This window comes from Ferviditalea candida, assembly GCF_035282765.1.
Taxonomy (GTDB): domain Bacteria; phylum Bacillota; class Bacilli; order Paenibacillales; family KCTC-25726; genus Ferviditalea; species Ferviditalea candida.
The window spans coordinates 187,504-203,973 of record NZ_JAYJLD010000004.1 but is presented as its reverse complement, the minus strand read 5'-3'; the positions used below and the strand labels follow the sequence as shown (position 1 = coordinate 203,973).

The window sequence follows — 16,470 nt, the reverse complement described above, 5'->3', positions numbered from 1 at the left end:
GAGGAATCTGCGCCAAGCAAAACCAGAATGATTGAGAAATCGGTAGACGACGTCTTTTCCCGGCAAGGAAGCCCCACGGTCGCTTTCGAGCAAGCGAAACCAATTACGGTGGTGGAATACAAGCGAAAAAACAATCTGAAACACGGCCAAAGCGGATAAGCCAAAGGATTTACGGATACCGGATTGGCGGAGCAATTGCCCGATTTTCAAGGTAGTGAAGAGCGTGGAAAACCGCTCCATAGACTTCTCAGACAGTGAATTATGGTGTAACATGAAAGTACGCACCTTTCTGTTTGGGGATGAAAGCTTTGTCACTTCCATTTTACCAAACGTGAAAGGTGTTTTCTGCGTCAAGATGGGCAATTTTTCTGGTGCTAGCCCACTAACGGTACGGGTTTAAGCCGAATTTTAAGCTGCGAAAGTTGAGTTAATTAAGCTATTATTATTTTCTTTTATTTAAAAAAAGCATTGCAAGGATAAACCCAACATTACGTAATAGTCCATGTTTTCTAAATCGATATTTAAATATATCTATTAATCTATTAAATCGATTATTATGTAAAAAATTTATAAAACTTTCTAACATTTTAAGCTGATCTTGATTTAATTGATTACTGAATTTGCTACTCAAGCGCTCCCCTTGATGAATAATTCTTTCAATAGATTCACTTGCTTTTCCGAATCTATTTAATAAATAGGGAAGAGAATATTTTTGCGCACCGATATTATTCGTGCCATGCTGCCGATATAGTAGGGTTGGACTATCAATATGGTGAATGCCCGAAGATATACTAGCGACTAAGGCTATCCACCAATCATGCATAATGGCTTGTTTAGGAATCGGAAGGGACAATTCCTTTAAACGCTTATTCATCATCATGGTGCAGCCAGTGGCTATATTCTGAACAAGAAGATTGTTAAGTTCTTTAAAATATGGATTAAGCTTTTGATATTTCCAAAAAGAATCCGAAATTACCTGCAGGTCTTTATCAACAACAGTTAGATCGGTATGAACCAAAAGAGGTTGATTGGGAAATTTTTTTTCTAGCAGCAGAATTTTCTCTAAGGTTAGTTCGATCTTATGATTCAACCAAACATCGTCCTGGTCACAAAACATTATATAATCGGCAGTAGAATATTCCATTAGTTTGGAAAAGCTTTGTTTTGGGCCTAAATGATGATCATGATCCTCGATATAAACAATTTTATTGGGATACTGTTTGCTGAAATTTTGAATAACATCTATTGTATCATCAGTCGATCCGTCATCTCGAATAAGCAATTGCCAGTTTGGATAAATTTGATCTATTATCGAAGTCAATAATTCCTGCAGATATTTACTTCCATTGTATGTGGAAAGTAAAATGTCTATCTGGTTATTCATATTCACCTCTGTCGTCGAAAAAGTGTCAAATCGCAAAATTATTTAAAAGCTAATTTCTTGTTTTCCTTTTTTTCTCTTGAATAATTTTTTTGCTAAGTAAAAAAGTAATTGGAATAGTGATAACTATAATAATTATTGGTGAAATTTCCTTCCTGATTGAGAGAACATTGACGAATAAATATAGAAAAAAAGTATTAATTAAATATTGAACTAGATAAACGATAGGAAACTGTAAAAACTTTTTAAGAGATGTCTTCTCTCTAAATACAAATAGTGTATTTAGAAAATATGAAATGATTATCCCTAATATATAAGAAATTGAATATGCCCAAAAATATGAGGTGAGTTTTAAAAAAATCAAATATAAAAGGTAAGTACTTACAGTATTAATTAAGCCTACGATTATAAATTTTATAAATTGTTTATTCAAAAATTTCATCAATAATATACGAAGGTCTATTACGTGTTTCATCTAAGATTCTCCAAATATATTCTCCAATTATTCCGAGCATCACCATAATCAATCCCAGTAGAAATGTAATTAAAGCAATAATTGTCGTCCACCCTTGAACATCGGTTTTTCCAAATAATGCATTAAATATAACGAATAAACCATAGATGAAACTAAAAATTGCTGTAATAAAACCAATGATTGACATGAAACGAATTGGTGCGTATGAAAAATTTACAAAGGAATCGATAAAAAGTTTTATTTTTTTAGAAAATGTCCATTTTGATTTCCCTAATTTCCTTTGCTGACGTACATACGGCACGAAATCCTGCTCATGACCAAGCCAAAAAATTAAACTCATGATATTCGTATTTTTCTCATGAATTAGATTTAATTCGTTAACGACCTGCTTATCTAATAAAACAAAATCGAAACCACCTTTTGGATAGCCTTTGATTGCAAATTTGTCCATTAAAAGATAAAACGTGTTGGAAAATGCCTTTTGAGTAATTGACTCTTCTCTGTCCTCTCTGGTTGAATTCCTTTCTTGAATTTGGTAATTTCGACAGGGCAAAAACAGTTATTGGCAATGCAATATATGTATTACCCATAGACACATCAACATTATTATCTGTTAATTGAACAAAAAATGGAGTAATAATACCCAGCCAATTCCAAAAATTTAGTGAGGATTGTGTCGCTTCGACCCATGTTAATTTACTTCTAGTGATATGATTGACCACTTGTACATCAGTGTAAATAGCCACCAAACTCACTGAAATAGCAACAAAAACTATGGACACAACACTGTAGCAAATAAATTTGCATAAATTTTCTCTATCTTTACTTACAAACAATAAATAAAATAACATTTCTAAAAGTAGAAACAAAACACTCAAAATAAAAAATGGTGGATAATTATTCAAAATCAAAAGACCTAGCGATAGTCCAATGAGCACTGTCCACTTTTTATCTTTAGTACGAAAAAGTTTATGGGTTGAATAATGTAATAATGGATAAATCATAGCTGCAAAAATAAAAGTAAGATGCTCTGCGTTTCCTACAAACAATCCACTTGTTGCGTAAGCAAGACCGCCACCAGCACATAACCAAGGATTAGAAAGAAAGTTCTTCAAAGCTAAATAAGCAAACAATGAAGCAAGTAAAATTATTAGAAAATATTGTAATTGAATTATATACTGTGAATATCCTACTAATCCAAAAAAAAATAGTGAAAGGTGACCATGTCGGAAACCCTAAAAGATTTGCTATTGGTATTCCACGAGCTACAAATGGTTCCCATAAAGGTAACGAACCATGTTTCAACGCATCCGATACACCGACAGAAAGTGGAAAGGCCGCCCCGTACATATCCCATTTAAGCCATAATCCTCCACTTATTACGCGGTAGTATATAATTCCCAAAATAAAAAACATAATAAAAATCGCCATATAGTTACTATTTTCTAATTTATATTTTTTTATAATATGCATAATTCACCTTTCCTAGATGCACTTATTAAATTTCAAGACGCTCTTATCTCGATAGTCTTGGTTACAATTCTAAGGTTAACAAATCAAAATTACTTATTACTTATATTTATCATTTCAAGATTTTGTGAGCATTCATATGTTCAATCATTGATAAAACCCTTTCATACCAGACGTTATCATTAATAAATTTTTTTAGTTCGTCACTATTAAAAGGTGCTTTGATGCAGTCCAATTCGTTAAGTACTTTTTCCAAACCTATATCATTAGAATACAATTTAATCTGTTTCTTAAATCTTATTGTTTCAGCACTCTTAACTGCTATAACTTTTTTATTAAAACCCAAATACTCATAAATTTTTACTGGATCAATGGAATCTAATAATGCATTCTTTTTAAATGTGTATAAACAATAATCAAACTCATTGATGATCGAACCTAATTCATTTTTAGGTACTGCATCAAAATAGTATACATTTTCATGATTATAAATTGGCAATTTATTGTGTCCGACTATAATAACTTTATTATTTTTTCTATGTTCCAAAATATGTTGAATTGCATCGTAATCAAACCAATGATCTATTGTACCAATATATCCGAATATTACACTACCATTCTCCTTTATTCTTTTGAGTTCATCTGACACTTTATTACTGCCTAAGTCTTTGTTGAGACAAATTGACTCATCTAAACCATTTCTAACTAATACTACCGGTTTCCCGATTCCATTAATCTTATCGAAGAGAAATTTTGATGATGTAAATATCAAACTAGCCTTTGATAATAATCCCTTCTCATTCGTTTCTATTAATTTTCTTAAGAGGATGCTTTTTGTTAATTGTCCGTAATCATCCATTTTATCATAAACAATATTTTTGTTTCTTATGTCTCTAACCAGCCCATAATAAATTGGACTTCCCACCCAAATCAAATCTGATTCTTCAATCAACTTCATCAAGATTTTTTTTTCGTATGCCAAATTTATGCCAGCAAAATCAACCAGATCAAAAATTTTAGGCAATCTAAATTTTCCGCTTGGCCGAATCACCTTAAGATTTGCATTTACATTAAATTCCCTAGATTTATGAAAGTTCTTCTTATATATAATTGATTTTACAATACTTATAGATGGTTCAATAAAATAAACTGTATGATCCTTTGATAACTCCTCAGCAATATGCTGCGGACGTTGCTTCAAAAAATCCCAATCTATGGGGGAAAAATATACGATCTTCATAAAATACTCCTCTAGAAAATGCCATCCCTATATTTATGCGGTACCCACTTCGTATTCCATTTTTGTTCGTAATAATCTTTATTTTCATCAAATATTTTCTTGTACTCTTTATCATCTAGTTTCTTAAATGAAACACTGCCAAAATGATGTATAAATACATCTTCGGCACAAGCAATTTCATAACCTGATCTTAATATTGCAAGAGAATAATCATCATCTTCAAACATGCCAACCTTATAGTTCTCATCCAAAAAGCCTATCTTCTCAAAAGTAGTCCTAGGGATAGCTACGCAAAACATCGCAAGGGTGTTAATTGCAATATATAACTCCCCCATTGAATTCATAGTATAATTATAAGCAAAGTTATCCATATCTTCTAAAGAATCATACTCCGTTTTTATCATGGCTTCATTTCCAATAGAATTTGTTACTGGACCCACCAGTCCAAGATTAGGATTATTATCAAAGTGTTTCAGTAGCCCTGTTATCCATCCCCTAGTAACAATCGTATCATTATTAAGGAGTATCAAATAATCCCCTGTTGCATGCTTTAATCCTATGTTATTCCCACCTGCAAACCCATGGTTCTCCTCATTCAAAATCACTTTAATCTGATCATGACGTTTTTCAACTTGTTTTAAATATTCTTGCGTATTGTCTTGAGAATTATTGTCAACGATTATTAACTCATAATTAGGATATGACGTTTTGTCAATAATGCTTGATATGCATTGTTTAGTGTAATCTAGTTGGTTATAAGTAAGCATAATAATTGATACTTTTGGGAATGTTTCTTTCGAAACATCCAAAAATGCTTTTCCCCTCTTGCTCCAATCGTTTTCCTTAGCAAATTCAACACATTCCAGGTCAAATGCCAAATCGTCTGAATTATCAAGGCATATTCTCACATAATGAAGAAACTGATCATTGTCATTAGCAAGATATACATATTTATTTTTAAATGGCATCAGTTCAGGGATTTCAGTTGCTACTACTTTCTTTCCGGCACTTAGATACTCGTAAAATTTAACAGGATTAGTTGCCTTAATTAAATCAGTTGTAGTATCAAATGGTATTAGACATACATCGAAGTCTTTCAGATAACTCGGCAAATCTTTATATGGTTTTTCTCCAAGCAGTTTAATATTCGAATATTTAGTTAATCTATTGTACCCTTCAGTAACAGCTCCAATAATTACGATATCAACATCTGTTAATTGCTCAGCAAGATATTCAATCTTATTAAAATCAAACCAGTGAGCTACTGCTCCGTAATACCCAACAATCTTCCGCTTCTTCTTATCTGAATTCTTTCTAAATACATTATTAAAAAACTGAAATTCTGTGCCATTACGGACAATTTCTACATTGCAATTATATTTTCCGGCCTTCTCTGCTAAAAAACTTGAGCTTGCAATCACTTTATCACTTATCTTCAACATTTCTATACTTGTATAACTCAAAAAATCATTACTAGTGTCCTTAAAACCAGTAAAATCATCAAGATAATCGCTTACTATTTTGAATCCATATTTCTTCTTTAGAAATTTAGCCGTTTCGGTCCATGTAGGGTACTCTATAACAACAAGACAATCTCTAATTGCATTTTCATTTACAATTCTCTCTATTTCACAATTAATATTTCTCAGATTTTCTAAAGAATCCACAGCATAAATATTTTTAAATTTGATACTTTCAATATTAAATATGTTTAAATTATGATGTTTTTCGTGAATAACTTTTTCATTTTTCCCGAAATTTGCATTAATATAAAATACTCTATGACCATTTTCAGCAAATACATTGGCAAGATGTTGCGGCCTTTGATATCTAAAATCAAAATCAATAATAGATAGTAAAATAATATCTATTTTTTGATATTTCTCTTTAATATCTACTGTTAATTTTGGAGTTGTACATATTTCAGATATAACTTCAACTGAGGAAATATTATTCTTCCTATCATATAGATCAAAATGTTCATAATTTGTGTTAATAGAATCGTTTTTATTAATGATTTTACTCTCATTAAGAATATCTACTATTTGATACAATGGATTATAATTATGTTCATGAATGTAAATTTGCCTATTCCATCGCTTTGACAACCAATTAAAAAATTTCCTTTTAGCAGTCAAATCCCCTTTAATAAGTTGATGTTTGACTCTATACATAAGATGTATAAATTTAAATAATTTTGTGGTTGAAAGAAGGATTGACTGATTTATCGCTTGACTTACAATTGCTTGCATACTATCTATCTTTTCTCTTAAAGCTTCATTATTCTTAATTATAGAGAGATTTTTTCCCTTCTGCTCCTCAAACACTTCACGTTTTTGCTCCATCTCTTCTCTTGCTAGCCTAATTTCTAAATTCTTTTGTTCTAACTCCTCTTTTACTCGTCCTATTTCTACATTCTTTCGTTCTAACTCTTCCCTTACTTGCTCGATTTCTGTGTTTTTCCGTTCCAAGTCTTCTATAGCATGAATTACTTCCTTATTCTTTTTTCTTAATTCCTCATGCACACGTTCTATTTCTAAGTTATTCCGTTCTATCTCTGTTCTTGCCTGAATTGCTTCCTCGTCCTTTTGCCTTATTTCTTCTCGTACTTGGTCAATTTCCACATTTTTTTGTTCTATTATCTTCTGCCTGTTTTCTAATTCTTCTAATTGAATTATTTTTGTATGAAACTTATAATTCGCAATGCTATAAAATTCATTACTATTAGATTCTAATAAGTATTCAAAATCTTTATATAATAACGCAACTTTTTCTTCAGTATAAAGACATAATTCTTTATACGAAGAATGACTATGTCTTAGTCCTGGTTTTATGCTTGCTTTAACATTCAATTCCTTTTCCTTATTGAAGTCTAGCCCAATAAAATCAGCAATCTTTTTTGCATTTTCCAAAGTATCCTCAAGTAACGAATCATACTCCACGATCATTTTTTGAGAACCTTTAGTGTATTCAAGAACATTTATCATATGGTAATACCACAAGGCTATTGCATTTTGCTTATTCATATTATTTCTTTTGAATAAGGAATTAGCTATATCTAAAGGATTTCTCAATGAAATAACATAGCTTACTTCAATATCTAAAATATCATAAATTTCATTCCACAACGGTAAAAGTATGCAAGTGCGAGGGTCTTTCCACCCCCATACTGGAACATCATTAAATTCACGTTTTATCAAATCTATAAGTTCTTTTTTATACTCTAGTATTTGAGGTGTTTTCAACCAATTCTCTGGCAAGGGTATTGTACTATCCCAGCTGCGATTTAATTCCGCAAAGATTTTTTCATGTATATCAACGATACCTTGATGCTCCCAAAAGCCTTCCGGATTATCATCACCAAAAGCTAAGATATCTTTATCTTCCCCTAAATAAACACCCAAAATGTTCAATACTTTCATTAGCATTGAAGTCCCGCTTCGATGCATTCCTAATACACATATTGCTTTTTTCATAGCAGCTACCCCCAGCAGATTCTTAACTTATTCCCCTATAATTCACGTCTTTTTTAAGAGATTAATAAGTTCATTATTTTCATCAATCAAACTATCTATTTTCTTGTTGTACTCATTCATTAAATCCAGAAAAAAACTCATAGGCACCTCATTAGGATTGTTTGTTTTAGTGTACATAAAATTTCTGCTGTGTTTTATATTTGAAAATTTATCATTTACATTTAAAAATTGATTAATATAATTGATTTCGCGATTAATTGTATTAGTCTCTTCTTCTGTAAATTCCAAATCAATATTAAATTTAGTATCAGTTAGACTTTGTAATATATCAAAAAAAATGTTAATTCTATAACTTGCCAATCCCCTAACCTTGTTGATTTCATTATTGATAAATCTGGGAAACCTTTTATTATACTCCATTAGCACTGTCAATGCAGTTTGCCCTAAAGACTGATTTGTTTCAATAGTAGTATCTAACACATTGGTATTAAAATTTATATTGAGACTTTCAAAAAAATCGTCAAATAAATTACCATTTTTAAAAGCACTTTCGTTAAATGGTCTGATAATTATATTGTTCCTTCCAAAAACCTCAATATATTTTTCAACTCGATCTATATAATATGTGATTCTATTCAAGTAAATCTCACTATCTCCATATTTAATATGTTCATTAATAATACTCGGTATAAATGATTTCGGTTCTCTAGCATACATGATTACAGTAATATCATCAAAATACTTTTTCAAATAATTCCTCATCTTAGAAACATTTTCTAATGGCAAGTAAGATAATTCCTCATCAGAAATGATATAGTATCCACTATTGATATTATCAAATTCTTTTGCCCATAAGATTTTTAGTCGTTCTTGCTCAGCTTTCGCATGATTAAAGTCATATATTTCCATATTTTTAAATGAAATATGATCCGTAGGATTATCTATAAAAGAAACATAAAAACTATTAGGAATATTAAATTTATCCAAATCTGCATAATAAATGTTTGATTGGTTTAATAAATGTTGTGAGCTACTGAATACTTTTTGCAAAGATGTTGTGCCAGTTTTATGCATACCTATATGTAAAATTAATTTCTTCATTCTAAAACCCCTATAATTTTTCTATTTATTAATATTACTTAAATATGAATCGCATATAGTCTTAGTGTCACCAATCTCTTTAATTTGACCTTTATGAAGCCATATCACCTTATCCGTAAGACGCCTAATTTGGTCAAGACTATGTGAAACAAGAATGACCGTTTTGCCGCTATTCATCATTTCCATCATTTTATCTGAACTTTTTTTTCTGAATTTTTCGTCTCCGACCCCTAAGATCTCGTCTACAATTAATATATCCGGTTCCACCTGAGTAGCTATGGAAAAGCCAAGTCTGGCCCTCATTCCAGATGAATAATTTTTCACCGGGGTATGAATGAAATCGCCTAGATCCGAAAAAACTACTATGTCAGTGTACTTACTATCTAGATACTCTTTTGTCTTCCCTAAAATTGCGCCGTTCAGATAAATATTATCGGAGCCGGATAGATCCTGATCAAACCCTGCGCCTAATTCCAATAAAGGGGCTACATTGCCATTCACAGTAACTTTCCCTTCCGTAGGTTTGATAATGTGAGAGATAATCTTTAATAAAGTACTCTTTCCCGCCCCATTATGTCCAATGATCCCTACGCGCTCACCGCGGTAAATTTCAAAACTAATAGCTTTTAATGCGTAAAAGTCAGAATAACCAATATTTTTTTTAAACCTTCTAAACACATATTCCTTCAAACTATCTATCTTCTCATTTGAGAGTCTGAATTTCATCGAAACATTATCAACCGCGATATCTACTTGTCTCATATTAACCCTTCTTATATGTGTAAAATAAATTTATCTTGATTCTTCTCAAAGACAACGATACCAATAATCAAGCTTATTACCGCAAGAGTTAAACAAATCATTAAATTGGTTGAATCCACCGGAAATCCGTCATAGACCACATTTCTAAACCCATTTATAAAATAAAACACTGGATTCAATGTTAATATAAATTGAAATTTGTCAGGTATAATGCTCGCTGGATAAAATATAGCGGACCCATACATTAAAAAAGTTATAAACACACCGTATAAATGCTCGATGTCTCTAAAAAATACAGTTACAGTTGCAAGTATAAGACTTACTCCAGAGCTAAAGACCAGCAGCAACAAGAGGTATATGGGGGCATACATGATATTGATCGTAATATCAGCTCTAGTTACGATCATAATCAACAATAGATCAACCAATGAGATCGCAAAAAAAACAAAATCCGACATTAATCTTGAGAAAGTAAAAATATATTTTGGCACATATACTTTATTGATTAAGCTGGCAGATGAAATGACAGAATTCAATGAACCCATCGTACTTGAAGAAAAAAATCCGAATAATAGCTGTCCGCTTAGCATATAAACCGGAAAATTATGTACATTCTCCTTAAACAACGTTGAAAATACAATGGTCAAAACAATCATATTCAGCAGCGGATTTAACAAGCTCCACAATATTCCTAAGAAAGATCCTTTATATTTTTTCTTTATATCTTTCTTCACAAGTAATGTGAGCAGATAATAATACTTATTGAATGTCTTTAAATAGGTTATATACTTATTCATGACTGTTCGCATTGGTCTCTATAACCTTCCTAAATTCGAGTTTTTCTCTATTTTTTCAACATTATTTTTTACTCATCGCAACACTATTTTACCATCCTTTCTTATTATTAACCACCCATCCAATACTTTTCTAGTAAAAAGTTCCTTTCCATAAACATTCCTTTTTCATCCATTCGCCGATGTGATAAAATAATGTCGATATATGTGGAAGAGGAGCCGAGAGATGAGCACGAAAAAAAGCAGCAAAAGAGTGCAGCAGCAATTCAATTCAATATCACCTGACTTTGAAAAACGTTCTCCGTTATACTGGTCCATTTATGGGTTTATCGTGCTTTTTTTGTTTATTGCCCCTTTTTCGAGGGCCTTGTTCAACGGAGGTCAGCTGACCTTCAACAAACCAATCGCGATCGCCTTGATTTGGTCGTCCATCTTCCTGCTGATCACAGCCGTGGCCTTGTTGCTTCGCTGGAAAATGGAAAACCGGATTGACTTGATCCAGTTTATCGTCTGGCTTATTCCGCTCGCTTATTTGCTGGCGCTGATACAAGCTGCCTCTCTGAGCTTCGCTTTGCAGTCCCTGTACATCCATATTCTGTACGTTACGATGTTCCTGATCGGCTTTTATCTCACCAGGCGGAAAGCTGGAGCATATTGGGTTCAGGGAAGCCTTCTGCTGTCGGGTTACATGATTATTGTCTTCGGCTTCATGAACTGGTTCGGCGATGCGTCGATCTTTGGCTTGATCCAGTATGATAGCGGAACTCCCGGAAAATTCAGTTCTGTCTACAGAGACGCCGTTCTGGTCGATGCCAACGGACAGCGACTGACCTCCGTCTTCCAATACGCCAATACGTACGCTGCTTATTTAATCGCATTGATCATTGCCTCGTTGATTATCGTCAGCTTGAGCCGCAGGCGGGTTGTGGTTTTGGCCGGTTCGTTCATGCTGGTTCCGGGGATCATCTCCTTACTGCTGACGTTGTCGCGCGGCGGAATGGTTGTTTTCCCTGTGGTCGTTCTATTGGTTCTTCCTTTGCTTGCGATCTCCCGGCAAATTCTGTTCTTCATCCATGCTGTGATTGCCCTTTTGGCCTCCCTTTCCATATCCGGAACGATTACGGCCATGGGTCTGTCTCTGCAAAAGAGCTTTTCCGCATCCGGAGCCTTGAAAGCTTGGGGAATTCTTGTGCTTGTTTCACTTTTGTATAGCGGCATCGCCCTGATTATTCAGCGTTATCTGGAACCGCTCGTGAACCGTTGGACAGCGGGCTTTGCCAAACGCCGGTTCTCCTCGCTCACACTGCCTGTCATTGGTTTGCTTGCGGGCGCCATTGGATTCTACGTGTTGTTCGGTGACACCGGATTTACGAAGCTGCTGCCGGAGAGCATCAAGAACCGGGTGGAGAATATCAATTTCCAGCAGCACAGCGTGCTGGAACGTGGCACCTTCTACAAAGACGGCGTCAAATTGTTCAAGGATTACCCTATTCTCGGAGCTGGGGGCGGGGCATGGTATACGCTTTATGAGAAATACCAGAACAATCCTTATGTCAGCCGGCAGGCTCATAACTTTTTCCTGCAATATCTGGTAGAAACCGGATTGGTCGGCCTGATCTTCCTGCTCCTGCTGCTGGCTGCCGTCTTTTACACCTACATCCGCAGCTTTTTCCGCAATCCGGACGCATCTGACAAGTATGATCATTTGATCTATTACATCGTGCCTGTCGCGATCCTTACCCACAGTTTGATCGACTTCAACATGAGCTATGCGTATATTGGAGCTCTGGTGTTTCTCAGCCTTGGAGGCATGCTGGGAGGCTCGAAGACGAGTGAGCTCAGTCCATCTCTGCAGGTTAAACTGCGCAAATGGTCGAAGGCTTATCCCGCATTTATCGCCGTTGTGGCTATCGTTCTGCTCGTGATGTCGGGACGCCTGTATGCGGCAGCCAACCTCTACACTTCAGCGACCGACGACTTGAAGAATCAAAAGCCGTTTACGCAGGCCGTGGAAAAACTAAATAAAGCCATCGCATACAGCAGCAACCCGGATTATGCCGCAGCCAAAGCACAAGTGCTGATACAAGCCTATAAGCAAACAAACAAAGAGGAATTTTACGAGGAGGCCGCCTCTACCCTTGCCAATCTCGGGAAACAGGAACCTTACAGCCATGCTTTTATTGAATCTGAAATCGCTTTGTATTCCGCCAAACAGGACTGGGGCCATCTGCAGCAGGTGTTCGCGCAAGCAGTGGAATATTACTCATGGGACATTACGGTCTATGATCGGGCGATCGCTCTGAATTACCAGATGGGAGCTGACCGAATCAAACGGAACCAACAGCAGGAAGCGCAGTCTTATTGGGATGCAGCCTTGAATTTGTATCAGGAAGTGAAGAAGCGGATCGCCGAGCTTGCACTGCTTCCGAAGGAACAAAATCAAGGCAGAGCGTTCCAGATCACGCCGAATATGGGACTGGCCGTCGGGCAAATCTACTACAGCCGGGGCGCATATCCGGAGGCGGCGGAAGTGTTCCGCTCCGTGCTGGATCCGAACCAGTTAACCCAACCTGAACAGCAGGATTTGGCCGCCTATTATTTGGTCTCGCTTCAGAAACAGGGCAAGCAGGATCAAGACTTGTACAACCGCCTGGTCCAAGCCGCCCCCGGCAAGCTGAATGCGATTGAGGCGCTGGCGCGGTGATTCGCGGACGATTGTTGAACAGCTTTTTGCTTACTGGATAGTCTGATATATAATCAACGATAAGATATTGAAAAAATAGGAGATTCATGAATGAACTGGTTTTTTTTGGCGCAAAAATCGACAGACCCCCGAACAAATTCAACTGGGCATCATTAGCAACAACTAACCGCAATCGACAATCAATTAACGAAAAGCGCCCGACATCTGGCATTGATAGAAGAGAACACGACAGCCAGCAGCGAACAAACGCTCAAATGGGGCCGTTCCCAATACAAATCGGCGCAAGAGACGCTGTCCCGATTGGACAAGCTGGAGCAAACACTGGAATCGATTCAACAGCAATATAAGGAGAAAGATACTCATGCGGCCCGCATGAGTCAGCTGGAAAAAAAGGTAAATCAAGTAAGCTCTTTTCTGATTCAATGGCTGGACGATATCGATCACCTGCTCATAAAGCTGCCGGAACAAGAAGACGATGGATGGACGGCGATGCTCCGGCAATGGGCCGATCAATTAACGGCTGCTCTGGAGGCACTCGATATTTACGAAATGGATTTGCTGAATCGTAGTTTCGACCCCCGCTACGCCGAAGCAATCGATTCGATTCCGATCGAAGCGATGAAACGGCCGCCGGATATCGCCGGCTTGGCGCCTTTCCAAGTCGTTTCCGTGATCAGGCGCGGGTTTGTCCAAGGGCAAGGCGCCATCTTGCGCAAAGCGCAAGTCATCACACTGCAGTATGGAGGAGAAGCGTAAAGCGTTGATTTTTATCGAATTCGCTCATGATCTGGACTCCCAAGATGCCGACATCCAGGAAGAACTGCGCGATACGCGGGAACTTGCCGAGATCGAAAAAGAAATTGATCGAATGGTTCGCGACAGAGACTTGTTTCCTCTTATCACCATGAACGCCATTGAATGGTTTTATGAGGAGCATCTGGATGACAAGGCGCTGTACAGTTTCCGCAACAGCATCCCCCCCTCCATGATGAGGCAACTGGAATCCGACAACGAAGAATACGCCTATGGGATTATCCGGTTGAGGAAGAAATATCCGCTGCTCTATCGTTATTATCAAGAGGAATGGGACGATATGTACGCCAGGCAGACCGCCAATATGAATCGGGAGCAAAGAAGACGAATCAGATAATCACTCAAATTCACAAGTGATCAGCCATCACCAAAAAATAAGGGCCGCCCAAGTCATATAGACTTGCTGGACAGCCCTTTTCTCATGGTTCAACCCAAATACTTCATAATTTGTTTCATTACATAATCCGTTGCTTCTTCCAACGAAAACTTGCTTGTATCAATTGCAATTTCCGGATTTACCGGTGCTTCGTATGGACTCGAAATACCCGTAAAGTTCGGAATTTCTCCGGCGCGCGCTTTTTTATACAGGCCTTTCACATCGCGTTTTTCACATTCCTCAAGCGGCGTGCTTACATAGATTTCGATAAATTCCTTACCGATGATTTCTCTGGCATTTCTGCGGTCATTTTCATACGGAGAAATAAACGATGCCAATGCAATCAGTCCCGCATCATTCATCAGCTTGGCCACTTCCGCGATGCGACGAATATTTTCCACACGGTCGCTTTCTTTAAAGCCCAGGTTCTTATTCAACCCATGACGCACATTATCGCCATCAAGCAGCATCGTATGATGTCCCATGGATACCAACCGTTTTTCCACTTCATTGGCAAGCGTCGATTTGCCTGAGCCGGAAAGTCCGGTGAACCATAAGGTCAACGGCCTCTGTCCTTTTTGCTGCGCGCGGACCTCTCTCGTAATATCGGTCTTTTGCCATACCACGTTGGTTGATCTGCGGAGTGCGTGATCAATGACCCCGCAGGCCGATGTCATATTGGTCAATCGATCGATTAAAATCAATCCGCCCAGCGCTTTATTTTTTTCAAAGGGTTCAAATACCATATTTTCCGACAAAGCCATATCGCATTTCACCAATTCATTTTTAAAAACCCGGTCTGCCGAAATTTGCTTGCCTGTATGTATATCGATTTTATGTTTAATCGCCATCACGCTGCCGGGAAGCGTTTGCGTGCCTGCTTTGACCAAGTAATTTCTGCCTGGAACAAGCGCGGAATCATCCATCCACAGGATGGTTGCCGTAAACATATCCGCAGCCTGAATATGCTCCGCGGTCGTTAATACACAGCCGCGGGAAACATCCACTTCACGGTCCAATTGAATCGTAACGGGTTGTCCGACAACAGCGGAATCCATTTCTTTATCTGTCACCAACAGCCTTTTCACTTTGGCTTTTTCATGGCTTGGCAGAGCGATAATCTCATCGCCAACGGCAATCCGCCCGGATTCGATTTGCCCTTGAAAGCCGCGGAAAGTATGGTCGGGTCGACTTACACGCTGAACCGGCATTATAAAGTATTCTTGCTCAATGTCCGAACGAAAATCGACGCTTTCCAAATACGGCAATAAAGGCAGCCCGTCATACCAAGGCGTATTTGCAGATTTCTTTGTAATATTATCTCCATCTGTTGCTGAAACCGGAATAGCCTGGATGCTTTGAAGCTTAAAACCATATGTCATTTGCATAAAATCGTCTTTGATTTCATCAAATCGCTGCTGATCAAAACCGATTAAATCCATTTTATTGATTGCCAGTACAAAATGTTTGATTCCCATTAACGAGCAAATCCGGAAATGGCGTCTGGTTTGGGTCACAACCCCGTTCGTCGCATCCACCAGAATGACCGCAAGATCGGCGAACGATGCTCCAACTGCCATATTGCGTGTATATTCTTCATGGCCGGGAGTATCCGCAACGATAAAGGAACGACGATCCGTTGTAAAATAGCGGTACGCAACATCAATCGTGATCCCCTGCTCTCTTTCAGCCATTAAACCGTCAAGCAGCAGAGAATAATCAATCTGACCGCCGCGGCTTCCCACTTTGCTGTCCAACTCCAGCGCTTTTGCCTGATCGGCGAACAATAATTTCGCATCATACAGCATATGCCCGATTAACGTTGACTTCCCGTCATCGACACTTCCGCACGTGATAAACTTCAATAAGCTCTTCATG

The 16,470-nt window shown here is 37.1% G+C and carries 13 protein-coding genes and 1 pseudogene; 3 read left to right on the top strand and 11 right to left on the bottom strand.

From position 1 onward, the window contains the following. The 10 genes and pseudogenes from VF724_RS04635 to VF724_RS04590 form a co-directional block, all read right to left on the bottom strand. Window positions 1–273: pseudogene (locus VF724_RS04635) on the bottom strand (IS4 family transposase); the annotation flags it as partial. Window positions 274–442: 169 nt separating this feature from the next. Beyond that, window positions 443–1,384 carry a glycosyltransferase family 2 protein gene (locus VF724_RS04630; RefSeq protein ID WP_371753048.1) on the bottom strand — a complete coding sequence of 314 codons (942 nt, stop codon included), beginning with the start codon at window positions 1,382–1,384 and terminating at the stop codon, window positions 443–445. Between the two features lie 49 nt (window positions 1,385–1,433). After that, window positions 1,434–1,823: a GtrA family protein gene (locus VF724_RS04625; protein WP_371753055.1), complete on the bottom strand. Its 390-nt coding sequence runs from the start codon at window positions 1,821–1,823 to the stop codon at window positions 1,434–1,436. After that, complete coding sequence (locus tag VF724_RS04620) at window positions 1,807–2,157, bottom strand: hypothetical protein (protein ID WP_371753047.1); 351 nt, start codon at window positions 2,155–2,157, stop codon at window positions 1,807–1,809. Before VF724_RS04620 ends, VF724_RS04625 begins: the two co-directional genes overlap by 17 nt. An 88-nt stretch (window positions 2,158–2,245) precedes the next feature. After that, on the bottom strand, window positions 2,246–2,971 hold the full coding sequence (locus VF724_RS04615; protein ID WP_371753046.1) for a hypothetical protein: 726 nt from the start codon (window positions 2,969–2,971) through the stop codon (window positions 2,246–2,248). A 467-nt stretch (window positions 2,972–3,438) separates the two neighbouring features. Continuing rightward, a complete protein-coding gene (locus tag VF724_RS04610) occupies window positions 3,439–4,566 on the bottom strand; it encodes a glycosyltransferase family protein (protein WP_371753045.1) in 1,128 nt (375 codons plus the stop codon). A gap of 11 nt (window positions 4,567–4,577) precedes the next feature. After that, window positions 4,578–8,042 carry a glycosyltransferase gene (locus tag VF724_RS04605; protein WP_371753044.1) on the bottom strand — a complete coding sequence of 1,155 codons (3,465 nt, stop codon included), beginning with the start codon at window positions 8,040–8,042 and terminating at the stop codon, window positions 4,578–4,580. A 42-nt stretch (window positions 8,043–8,084) separates the two neighbouring features. After that, window positions 8,085–9,143, bottom strand: a complete 1,059-nt coding sequence (locus tag VF724_RS04600) for a hypothetical protein (protein ID WP_371753043.1) — start codon at window positions 9,141–9,143, stop codon at window positions 8,085–8,087. A 21-nt stretch (window positions 9,144–9,164) separates the two neighbouring features. Then, window positions 9,165–9,905, bottom strand: a complete 741-nt coding sequence (locus VF724_RS04595; RefSeq protein ID WP_371753042.1) for an ABC transporter ATP-binding protein — start codon at window positions 9,903–9,905, stop codon at window positions 9,165–9,167. An 11-nt stretch (window positions 9,906–9,916) separates the two neighbouring features. Next, window positions 9,917–10,714, bottom strand: coding sequence for an ABC transporter permease (locus VF724_RS04590; protein ID WP_371753041.1), 798 nt, complete (start codon window positions 10,712–10,714; stop codon window positions 9,917–9,919). 211 nt (window positions 10,715–10,925) lie between these two features. Between VF724_RS04590 and VF724_RS04585 the strand changes: the two genes are divergently transcribed. The 3 genes from VF724_RS04585 to VF724_RS04575 all read left to right on the top strand — a co-directional run bounded on the left by VF724_RS04585 (window position 10,926) and on the right by VF724_RS04575 (window position 14,553). After that, window positions 10,926–13,403, top strand: coding sequence for an O-antigen ligase family protein (locus VF724_RS04585; protein ID WP_371753040.1), 2,478 nt, complete (start codon window positions 10,926–10,928; stop codon window positions 13,401–13,403). 210 nt (window positions 13,404–13,613) lie between these two features. After that, on the top strand, window positions 13,614–14,159 hold the full coding sequence (grpE, locus tag VF724_RS04580; protein WP_371753039.1) for a nucleotide exchange factor GrpE: 546 nt from the start codon (window positions 13,614–13,616) through the stop codon (window positions 14,157–14,159). 4 nt (window positions 14,160–14,163) lie between these two features. Next, a complete protein-coding gene (locus tag VF724_RS04575) occupies window positions 14,164–14,553 on the top strand; it encodes a hypothetical protein (RefSeq protein WP_371753038.1) in 390 nt (129 codons plus the stop codon). 89 nt (window positions 14,554–14,642) lie between these two features. Here the strand turns inward: VF724_RS04575 and cysC are convergent, their stop codons facing one another. Then, window positions 14,643–16,469: an adenylyl-sulfate kinase gene (cysC, locus tag VF724_RS04570; RefSeq protein ID WP_371753037.1), complete on the bottom strand. Its 1,827-nt coding sequence runs from the start codon at window positions 16,467–16,469 to the stop codon at window positions 14,643–14,645. Window position 16,470: the final 1 nt, after the last annotated feature.